Here is an 8,608-nt window from a genome sequence, read left to right on the forward strand (position 1 = left end):
CGCAGCCCCTCGTCGATCCCCTCGAGCAGCGCGCCGCCGCCGGTGAGCACGATGCCCTGGTCGACGATGTCCGCCGCCAGCTCCGGCGCGGTATTCTCGAGCGCGATGCGCACGCCCTCGACGATCGTGCCGACCGGCTCCGACAGCGCCTCGGCGATCTGGCCCTGGTTGATCTGGATTTCCTTGGGCACGCCGTTGACGAGGTCGCGGCCCTTGATGTGGATCGTACGGCCGACGCCGTCCGCCGGCGGCTTGGCGACGCCGACTTCCTGCTTGATCCGCTCGGCGGTGCTCTCGCCGATCAGCAGATTGTGGTTGCGGCGGACGTACGAGACGATCGCCTCGTCCATCTTGTCGCCGCCGACGCGGACCGAGGTGGAGTAGGCGAGGCCGCGCAGCGAGAGCACGGCGACCTCGGTGGTGCCGCCGCCGATGTCGACGACCATCGAGCCGATCGGCTCGGTCACCGGCATGTCGGCGCCGATCGCGGCGGCCATCGGCTCCTCGATCAGCCAGACTTGCGACGCGCCGGCGTTCGACGCGGCGTCACGGATCGCGCGCCTTTCGACGGAAGTAGAACCAGAGGGGACGCAGATCACGATCTGCGGCCAGCGCATGAACTTGCGCTGCCCGGTGACCTTGCGGATGAAGTGACTGATCATCTGTTCGGCGACATCGATGTCGGCGATCACGCCGTCGCGCAGCGGACGAATCGCCTCGATCGTGCCGGGGGTCTTGCCCATCATCAGCTTGGCGTCGTCGCCGACCGCCTTGACCTTCTTGATTCCGTTCAGCGTCTCGACCGCCACGACCGACGGCTCGTTGAGCACGACGCCCCGGCCGCGCAGGTACACCACGGTGTTCGCGGTGCCGAGATCGATCGCCAGATCGTGAGACATGAACTTGAAAAGGCGGGAAAATACCATCTGATCGCACCGTCCTGTCGCGGCCCGCCCCCAAGCCGCTTGTTCGCACTGAGTTTATACCTTGACCCGCCCCTGGCGGATCGACTCCGGCCTGGGAAAACTGGCGGATACGGGTCGCGGAATGGCGCCGCTTGGGCTACACCGGCGTCCATGTCAATACGCCGTCTGCCGGAGCATCTTGTCAACCGAATTGCCGCCGGGGAAGTGGTGGAACGCCCTGCCAGCGCGCTCAAGGAACTTGTGGAAAACGCGATCGATTCCGGCGCGTCGCGGATCGCGGTGCGACTGGCCGGCGGCGGCATCGAGCTGATCGAAGTGACCGACGACGGCTGCGGCATGGACCGCGACGAAATGGCCCTGGCGTTGGAGCGGCACGCGACCTCCAAATTGCCCGAAGCCTTGTGGGATCAGGGGGCGATCGAAGCGGTGACGACGCTGGGGTTTCGCGGCGAGGCATTGCCCTCGATCGCCAGCGTGGCGCGGCTGACGATCGAGAGCCGGGTGCGCGGAGCCGAGGGCTGGGCGCGGACCGTCGACAATGGCGCGCTGGCGGGCGAGGGCCCCGCCGCGCTGCCGCCGGGCACGCGGGTGCGGGTCGAGGGGCTGTTCGAGAAGGTGCCGGCGCGGCGCAAGTTCCTGCGCTCGACGCGCGCCGAATACGGCGCGTGCCTCGACGTGGTGAAGCGCCTCGCGATGGCGCGGCCCGATCTGGCCTTCGCGGTCGAGCATGACGGGCGGCGCGTGCTGAGCGTGCAGGAGGGGATGACCCGCCCCGAGCGGGTGGCGGCGCTGACCGATCGCGAACTGGCGGCGAACAGCGTCGGGGTCGATTTCGAGCGCGAGGGCCATGTGCTGGGCGGGGTCGCGGGGCTGCCGACCTTCAACCGCGGCGTGGCCGACCACCAGTATCTGTTCGTCAACGGCCGGCCGGTGAAGGACCGGCTGCTCGCCGGCGCGGTGCGCGGTGCCTATGCCGAGATGCTGGCGCGCGACCGGCATCCGGTGGTGGCGCTGTTCCTCGACGTGCCGGCCGAGCAGGTCGACGTGAACGTGCATCCGGCCAAGACCGAGGTGCGCTTCCGCGACCCGCAGCTGGCGCGGGGACTGATCGTCAGCGGGCTGCGGCGCGCGTTGGACGAAGCCGGGCATCGCAGCGTGCAGCGGGCAGATGCGGCGGTGATGGGGCTGTGGCAGTCGGAAGCAAATCAGCCATCCCGTCATCCCAGCGAAAGCTGGGATCTTTCGACGGGCGGTGCGCCTCTATTTCACGAGACCCCAGCTTTCGCTGGGGTGACGGGAGGAATGGTCTCTGACCGCCGCCCCACCTTCTTCGCCCCGCCGCCCCAGGCGCGCGCCGAGCCTGCGGCCGCGCCGGTGCCGGGCGTGACCAGCTTCCCGCTCGGCGTGGCGCGGGGGCAGGTGGCGCGGACCTACATCGTCGCCGAGGCCGAGGATGGGCTGGTGCTGGTCGACCAGCATGCCGCGCACGAGCGGCTGGTGCTCGAGCGGATGCGGCGGGCGATGAGCAATGGCGGGGTGGCGAGCCAAGCGCTGCTGCTGCCCGAGGTGGTCGAGCTCGACGAGCCGGCGTGCGACCGGCTCGAGGCGCGGGCGGCGGAACTGGCCGAGTTCGGGCTGGAGCTCGAGCGTTTCGGGCCGCGGGCGATGCTGGTGCGGGCGACCCCGGCGATGCTCGGCGGCGGGGACGTCACCGCCCTGGTCACCGATATCGCCGACGAGCTGGCGGCGTTCGACGAGGCGCTGAGCCTCAAGGAGCGGCTCGACCACGTCGCGGCGACGATGGCGTGCCACGGCTCGGTGCGTGCGGGCCGCGTGCTGTCGGTCGCCGAGATGAACGCGTTGCTCCGCGAGATGGAAGTGACGCCGCATTCGGGCCAGTGCAACCATGGCCGCCCGACCTGGGTGAAGCTGGCGCATGGCGATATCGAGAAGCTGTTCGGGCGGAAATAGCCGGGTCAGGGATGGCCCGTCGGCGTCCGCGCAAAGGTGACGACGCACATTACCTTGTAGCGCTTGTGTGGACCGCAGGCGGCGCCGGCATAGGCCCATTGCGCGGCATAGACCGAGCGACGGTGGCCGCGATCGGGCACATTGTCGTCGACGATCAGCTGGCGCACCACCTCGACCGCGCTGGGCGGGCCATAGGTGATCACCTCCGCGACATAGTCGCCGCCGCCGCGGCGGACGAGGCGCTGGCGGACGCGATCGCCGTTGGCGGAGGGGTGACCGGTGACGCCACGCGGGCCCTGTTCCTCGACATGGTCGCGCGCGGCGCGCGTGAGCAGGGTGGCGGAGCGGACGGTCCGGACCGGCGGCTGCCGCCGCAGCACGCGGATCGCCTCGTCGACCGCGGCGACTCCCTCAGCGGTGCGCAGCCCGTCGGGATTGCCCGGGTAGCGCACGACCTTTCCGTTGAAGTACCGGCGATAGACCGCGAGCCGGTCGGCATAGCCGCGCGGGTCGGTGCGGGCGCGGTTGAGCTCGGCGATGATCTCGCGCTCCAGCGTCGAACCTGCGGCGGCGGGGGCGGCGAAGAGGAGCACGGGCAGGAGCAGCTGCATCTGCGGGAGCTTAGCGGCGGCTTTCGGCGATGTCAGGCTCGGCCGGACGCAACCTTTTGCGGTGGCGATGCATTGTTGGCTGTGAACGAGTGTTCGGACGAGGATGAGATGAGCAAGGCCATGCCAATCGTGCTGGCCGCGATGCCGTTGTTCGTTCTGCTGACGGCGATGATCGCGGCCTGAGCCGCTTCAACGAAGAAGGCCGCCCGGATCGCTCCGGGCGGCCTTTTCTTGCCTGCAAAGCAGCCAAAGCAGCGAGAGCCTCAGCCCTCGGCCTGCTCCTCGGCGGCCGGCGCCTCGTCCGCGGCGAACTCGCCCGGCTCGAGGTTGGGGTCGCGCGCTTCGACGAAGCCGGTCTCGTCCTTCTCGAACATCGCGGCCATGACGTCGACGCCCTGCGCCTGCATCTCGGCCTCTTCGGGCGAGCGGGCGACGTTGACCTTGACGGTCACCGCGACCTCGGCGTGGAGCGCGACCTTCACTTCGTACACGCCGATCGCCTTGATCGGCTTGTCGAGGACGACCTGCGACTTGGTGACCTTGTGGCCGTCGGCGTTGAGCGCCTCGACGATGTCGCGCACCGCGACCGAACCGTAGAGCTGGCCGGTGTTCGACGCCTGGCGGATCAGGGTGACCGAAACGCCCTCGAGGCCCTTCGACTCCTTCTCGGCGACGTCGCGCTTCGCGGCGTTCTCGGCGACGATGCGGTCGCGATTGGCCTCGAAGACCTTGCGGTTGGCTTCGTTGGCGCGCAGCGCCTTCTTGTTCGGGAGCAGGAAGTTGCGGGCGAACCCGTCCTTCACCTTCACCACGTCGCCGATATGGCCGAGCTTCTCGACCCGCTCGAGCAGAATGACTTCCATGGGTCCGCTCCTTACTTAACGATGAAGGGCAGCAGGCCCAGGTGACGGGCGCGCTTGATCGCGATGGCGAGCTCGCGCTGCTTCTTCGCGCTCACCGAGGTGATGCGCGAGGGGACGATCTTGCCGCGCTCCGAGACGAAGCCCTGCAGCAGACGGACGTCCTTATAGTCGATCCGGGGCGCGTCCTTCGCGGAGAAGGGGCAGCTCTTGCGGCGGCGGAAAAAGGGTCGTGCCATGATGTTTCTCCTTACTCGCCCTGGCCGCCAAAGCCGGTGTTGCCACCGTCTTCACGGTCGCGACGGCCGCGGCCGCGCTCACGCTCCTGGCCCTTGCGCATCATCACGGTCGGACCCTGCTCCAGCTCGTCCACGCGGACGGTCATGTAGCGGATCACGTCCTCGTTGATCTGCGTCTGGCGCTCGAGCTCGGCGACGACACCCGCGGGGGCGTCGATCTCGAGCATCACGTAGTGCGCCTTGCGGTTCTTCGCGATCTTGTAGGCGAGCGAACGAAGACCCCAGGTCTCGGTCTTGACGACCTTGCCGGCGTTGTCCTCGACGATCTTGGTGGCGGTTTCCGCCAGTGCGTCCACCTGCGCCTGTGCCAGATCCTGGCGCGCAAGGAACACATGCTCGTACAGAGCCATGCGTCTTTCTCACTGTTGGCCGATCGCTGACGCCGCACCGTGCGACGCCCCTCCGGCTGTCGTTCCAAATACGAAAAGCGGCCAGCCGAGGCTGCCGCTCAACGCCGCGCCTCTACGCCCGGTCCGGGCAAAAGGCAAGGGGCGGAAGTTTGCACTAGCTTGACACTATCGGCGCGTCCCGAGGCATGGATCATCGATTCGGCAACCGCAATCCAAGTCAAGCATCTGAATTCCAACATTGAAAGCGAAAAATCGCACACAAGCAAAGGCGGCGGGGTGGTTGGCGCCCCGCCGCCCGGAGGAAGCCTCTGTTCGGGCTTAGCGGATGATGTTCGCGATCACCGCGGCGACGATGCCGCTGGTGATGCCGACCAGCACCGCGTCATTGCCCGACTGGACGTAGCGGTAGCCGCGCGGCGGCGCCTTGAGGCCGCGATAGTGGCGATAGTCGATCTGCCGGTAGTTGCGGGCGTAGCGATAGTCGAACCGCTGGCCGCGCTTCCAGTTGCGATACTGGACCGGCGCCGGCTTCACGACCTTCTTCCTGACCACGACCTTGCCGTTCGGCTTGTGCTTGACCACCGTGGTGGCGTGGCGCTGGGCCGCGGCGGCGGGAGCGGCCGTCAGCACCGGGCTGGCGATCATCGAAGCGGCGACCGCCGCGAGCACGAACTTCTTCATCTCTTGTCTCCTCGTCTTTTCAGGCGGTCGCCAACAGCGGCGACAGGGACAATCTGGGGGCGGCGTGTCGCGGAAGTTTCGCCGGCGATCCGGAAAATGGTCACCGATTGTCGCAAGTCCGTCGCGTTCGTTCATCTTGCGATCGGCGGACGCGGGTCCTAGGGCGGCCGGAATTGATTTGGTCAGCTCACGCTGACGCGGCACCGGCCCGCTCCCCCCGCCCGGCCACCCATAGAATACACTGGCGTTGGGTGGCCGGGCGGGGGAGCGGGCCGGTGCCGAAACGCAACGAAAAAGCGAGGAGCCTGAAATGCGTGCCTTCATCTTTCCGGGGCAGGGGAGCCAGTCGGTCGGCATGGGCCTCGCGCTCTCGCAGGCGAGCGCCGCGGCGCGCGAGGTGTTCCAGGAAGTGGACGAAGCGCTCGGCCAGAACCTGTTCAAGCTGATGACCGAGGGCCCGGAGGGCGACCTGCTGCTGACCGAGAACGCCCAGCCGGCGATCATGGCGCACGCCATCGCGGTGCTGCGCGTGCTCGAGAAGGAAGGCGGCGTCTCGCTGGCGGACAAGGCGGACTTCGTCGCGGGCCACTCGCTCGGCGAATATACCGCGCTGTGCGCCGCGGGCGCGCTGGATCTGGGCGTCACCGCGAAGCTGCTCAAGCTGCGCGGCCAGGCGATGCAGGCGGCGGTGCCGGTCGGCGAGGGCGCGATGGCGGCGTTGCTCGGCGCGGACCTGGTCAAGGCGCAGGCGATCGCCGACGCGGCCGCCGAGGGCGAGGTATGCACGGTCGCCAACGACAACGACCCGTCGCAGGTGGTGATCTCCGGCGCCAAGGGCGCGATCGACCGCGCGGTGGCGATCGCCAAGGATCATGGCGCCAAGCGCGCGGTGCTGCTGCCGGTCTCGGCGCCGTTCCACTGCCCGATGATGCAGCCGGCCGCGGACGCGATGGAGAAGGCGCTGGCCGACGTCGCGATCCGCGCGCCGCTGGTGCCGGTCTATGCCAACGTCACCGCGGCGCCGGTGCACGACCCGGACACGATCCGCACGCTGCTGGTCGAGCAGGTGACGGGGATGGTGCGCTGGCGCGAATCGGTCGCGGCGATGTTCGACGCGGGGGTGGCCGACTATGTCGAGCTGGGCGGCAAGGTGCTCGGCGCGATGGTCAAGCGCATCGCCCCGGATGCGGCGGTGACCAGCGTGGTGACGATGGACGATATCGAGGCGCTGGAGAGGGCGCTTTGAGATAGTAAGAAGGATTTGTTCACGCGAAGGCGCGGAGGCGCGAAGATGTCAGACCTGGAGGCGATTGCAGCCGACGTCATCGACGTTTCTCTGAAACTGCATCGTGAACTGGGCCCGGGGCTGCTGGAGAGCGTCTATGAGGCATTGTTGGCGGGAAAGCTGACGCAATTGGGCTATGCCGCGCTTCGTCAGCAGCCGGTCGATATCGAGTTCGATGGGCTTAGATTCGAGAATGCGTTCAGGATAGATCTTCTTATCGACGGCGTGCTCCTCGTCGAAATCAAATCGGTCGAGCGCCTGAGCGGCGCTCATGCGAAACAACTGCTGACCTACCTTCGACTAACCAGGCAGCCCCTTGGGCTGCTCATAAATTTCGGCGGCGAGACGCTTAAGGAAGGGCTGAAGCGCGTCGTCAACGACTACAAGCCCTTTGCGCCTTCGCGCCTTCGCGTGAACCAAAATCAAGGAAACCGATAATGTTCGACCTTACAGGCATGACCGCGCTGGTGACCGGCGCTTCGGGGGGGATCGGGTCGGCGATCGCCAGGGCGCTCGCGGCGCAGGGGGCGCGGCTGGCGGTTTCGGGGTCCAATGCCGAGAAGCTCGAGGCATTTCGCGCCGAGCTCGGCGGGGAGCATGCGGCGCTCCAGTGCGATCTCTCCGATGGCGCGGCGGTCGATGCGCTGGTGCCCTCGGCGGTCGAGGCGCTGGGCAAGCTCGACATCCTCGTCAACAATGCCGGCGTGACCCGCGACAACCTCGCGATGCGGATGAAGGACGAGGAGTGGGACCAGGTGATCCGCGTCAACCTCGAGGCCGCGTTCCGCCTGATCCGCGCCGCCGCCAAGCCGATGATGAAGGCGCGCTATGGCCGCGTGATCTCGATCACCTCGGTCGTGGGCGCGACCGGCAATCCCGGGCAGGCCAATTACGCCGCGTCCAAGGCCGGGCTGGTCGGCATGTCCAAGGCGCTGGCGCAGGAGCTGGCGAGCCGCAACATCACCGTCAACTGCGTCGCGCCCGGCTTCATCCGCTCGGCGATGACCGACGTGCTGCCAGAAGCGCAGAAGACCGCGCTGCTCGGCCGCATCCCCGCCGGCGACCTCGGCACGGGCGAGGATATCGGCGCGGCGGTGGTCTATCTGGCGAGCAAGGAGGCGGGTTACGTCACCGGCCAGACCCTGCACGTGAATGGCGGGATGGCGATGATCTGAAGGCTTCGGCGGCATCCCTTTGCTTCATCCGTCACCCCGGCCTTGTGCCGGGATCCACCGGGCGGCAAGCGGAGCGGCACGAGGTTCGAAGACATTTCCTGCGGCGTCGTGGACCCCGGCACAAGGCCGGGGTGACGGTGATGCAAGGTGAAGGATTGATGCGCGCCGGAGTCGATGCGCCCCCTTGCGCGGGGCCGGGCGGCGTTCTACGTGCGTTCAGGAATTACCGATCCAACGGCCCAATTTAAGAAGGAACAGGGTATGAGCGAGACCGCCGATCGCGTGAAGAAGATCGTCGTCGAGCACCTCGGCGTCGAAGCCGAGAAGGTGACCGAGGACGCGAGCTTCATCGACGACCTGGGCGCGGACAGCCTCGACATCGTCGAGCTGGTGATGGCGTTCGAAGAGGAATTCGGCGTCGAGATCCCCGATGATGCCGCCGAGAAGATC

The 8,608-nt window shown here is 67.7% G+C and carries 11 protein-coding genes; 5 read left to right on the forward strand and 6 right to left on the reverse strand.

Annotated features, from left to right (window positions below):
- Nucleotides 1–926, reverse strand: a 926-nt coding sequence (locus ABDV68_RS16635) for a rod shape-determining protein (RefSeq protein WP_343521224.1), incomplete at its 3' end; no start/stop codon positions are given.
- Between the two features lie 150 nt (nucleotides 927–1,076).
- On the opposite strand from ABDV68_RS16635, the gene mutL reads away from it, so the two are divergent.
- Nucleotides 1,077–2,897 carry a DNA mismatch repair endonuclease MutL gene (gene mutL / locus ABDV68_RS16640; protein ID WP_343521225.1) on the forward strand — a complete coding sequence of 607 codons (1,821 nt, stop codon included), beginning with the start codon at nucleotides 1,077–1,079 and terminating at the stop codon, nucleotides 2,895–2,897.
- A gap of 5 nt (nucleotides 2,898–2,902) precedes the next feature.
- Here mutL and ABDV68_RS16645 read toward each other — a convergent pair whose 3' ends face one another.
- The 5 genes from ABDV68_RS16645 to ABDV68_RS16665 all read right to left on the reverse strand — a co-directional run bounded on the left by ABDV68_RS16645 (nucleotide 2,903) and on the right by ABDV68_RS16665 (nucleotide 5,698).
- Nucleotides 2,903–3,508 (reverse strand): CAP domain-containing protein, encoded by a 606-nt coding sequence (locus ABDV68_RS16645; protein ID WP_343521226.1) that lies wholly within the window; start codon nucleotides 3,506–3,508, stop codon nucleotides 2,903–2,905.
- Between the two features lie 263 nt (nucleotides 3,509–3,771).
- Nucleotides 3,772–4,371, reverse strand: a complete 600-nt coding sequence (gene rplI, locus ABDV68_RS16650; protein ID WP_343521227.1) for a 50S ribosomal protein L9 — start codon at nucleotides 4,369–4,371, stop codon at nucleotides 3,772–3,774.
- 11 nt (nucleotides 4,372–4,382) lie between these two features.
- Complete coding sequence (gene rpsR, locus ABDV68_RS16655; protein ID WP_066575653.1) at nucleotides 4,383–4,607, reverse strand: 30S ribosomal protein S18; 225 nt, start codon at nucleotides 4,605–4,607, stop codon at nucleotides 4,383–4,385.
- An 11-nt stretch (nucleotides 4,608–4,618) separates the two neighbouring features.
- Complete coding sequence (gene rpsF, locus ABDV68_RS16660) at nucleotides 4,619–5,017, reverse strand: 30S ribosomal protein S6 (RefSeq protein WP_343521228.1); 399 nt, start codon at nucleotides 5,015–5,017, stop codon at nucleotides 4,619–4,621.
- Between the two features lie 318 nt (nucleotides 5,018–5,335).
- Nucleotides 5,336–5,698 (reverse strand): RcnB family protein, encoded by a 363-nt coding sequence (locus tag ABDV68_RS16665; protein ID WP_343521229.1) that lies wholly within the window; start codon nucleotides 5,696–5,698, stop codon nucleotides 5,336–5,338.
- Between the two features lie 310 nt (nucleotides 5,699–6,008).
- Here ABDV68_RS16665 and fabD point away from each other — a divergent pair, with 310 nt between their 5' ends.
- The 4 genes from fabD to ABDV68_RS16685 all read left to right on the forward strand — a co-directional run.
- Nucleotides 6,009–6,944 carry an ACP S-malonyltransferase gene (gene fabD, locus ABDV68_RS16670; RefSeq protein ID WP_343521230.1) on the forward strand — a complete coding sequence of 312 codons (936 nt, stop codon included), beginning with the start codon at nucleotides 6,009–6,011 and terminating at the stop codon, nucleotides 6,942–6,944.
- A 45-nt stretch (nucleotides 6,945–6,989) separates the two neighbouring features.
- Nucleotides 6,990–7,421, forward strand: a complete 432-nt coding sequence (locus ABDV68_RS16675; protein WP_343521231.1) for a GxxExxY protein — start codon at nucleotides 6,990–6,992, stop codon at nucleotides 7,419–7,421.
- Entirely contained in the window at nucleotides 7,421–8,158 is a 738-nt protein-coding gene (fabG, locus tag ABDV68_RS16680) for a 3-oxoacyl-[acyl-carrier-protein] reductase (RefSeq protein WP_343521232.1), read from the forward strand. Before ABDV68_RS16675 ends, fabG begins: the two co-directional genes overlap by 1 nt.
- Before the next feature lie 261 nt (nucleotides 8,159–8,419).
- Nucleotides 8,420–8,608 (forward strand): acyl carrier protein (locus tag ABDV68_RS16685; protein ID WP_343521233.1); only part of this gene is annotated, 189 nt, incomplete at its 3' end.

This window comes from Sphingomonas sp. (genome assembly GCF_039595165.1).
Lineage (GTDB): Bacteria > Pseudomonadota > Alphaproteobacteria > Sphingomonadales > Sphingomonadaceae > Sphingomonas.

Coding starts and splice junctions, on each gene's coding strand:
- mutL (WP_343521225.1), top strand. CDS start 1,077: ATGTCAATACGCCGTCTGCCGGAGCATCTTGTCAACCGAATTGCCGCC.
- ABDV68_RS16645 (WP_343521226.1), bottom strand. CDS start 3,508: ATGCAGCTGCTCCTGCCCGTGCTCCTCTTCGCCGCCCCCGCCGCCGCA.
- rplI (WP_343521227.1), bottom strand. CDS start 4,371: ATGGAAGTCATTCTGCTCGAGCGGGTCGAGAAGCTCGGCCATATCGGC.
- rpsR (WP_066575653.1), bottom strand. CDS start 4,607: ATGGCACGACCCTTTTTCCGCCGCCGCAAGAGCTGCCCCTTCTCCGCG.
- rpsF (WP_343521228.1), bottom strand. CDS start 5,017: ATGGCTCTGTACGAGCATGTGTTCCTTGCGCGCCAGGATCTGGCACAG.
- ABDV68_RS16665 (WP_343521229.1), bottom strand. CDS start 5,698: ATGAAGAAGTTCGTGCTCGCGGCGGTCGCCGCTTCGATGATCGCCAGC.
- fabD (WP_343521230.1), top strand. CDS start 6,009: ATGCGTGCCTTCATCTTTCCGGGGCAGGGGAGCCAGTCGGTCGGCATG.
- ABDV68_RS16675 (WP_343521231.1), top strand. CDS start 6,990: ATGTCAGACCTGGAGGCGATTGCAGCCGACGTCATCGACGTTTCTCTG.
- fabG (WP_343521232.1), top strand. CDS start 7,421: ATGTTCGACCTTACAGGCATGACCGCGCTGGTGACCGGCGCTTCGGGG.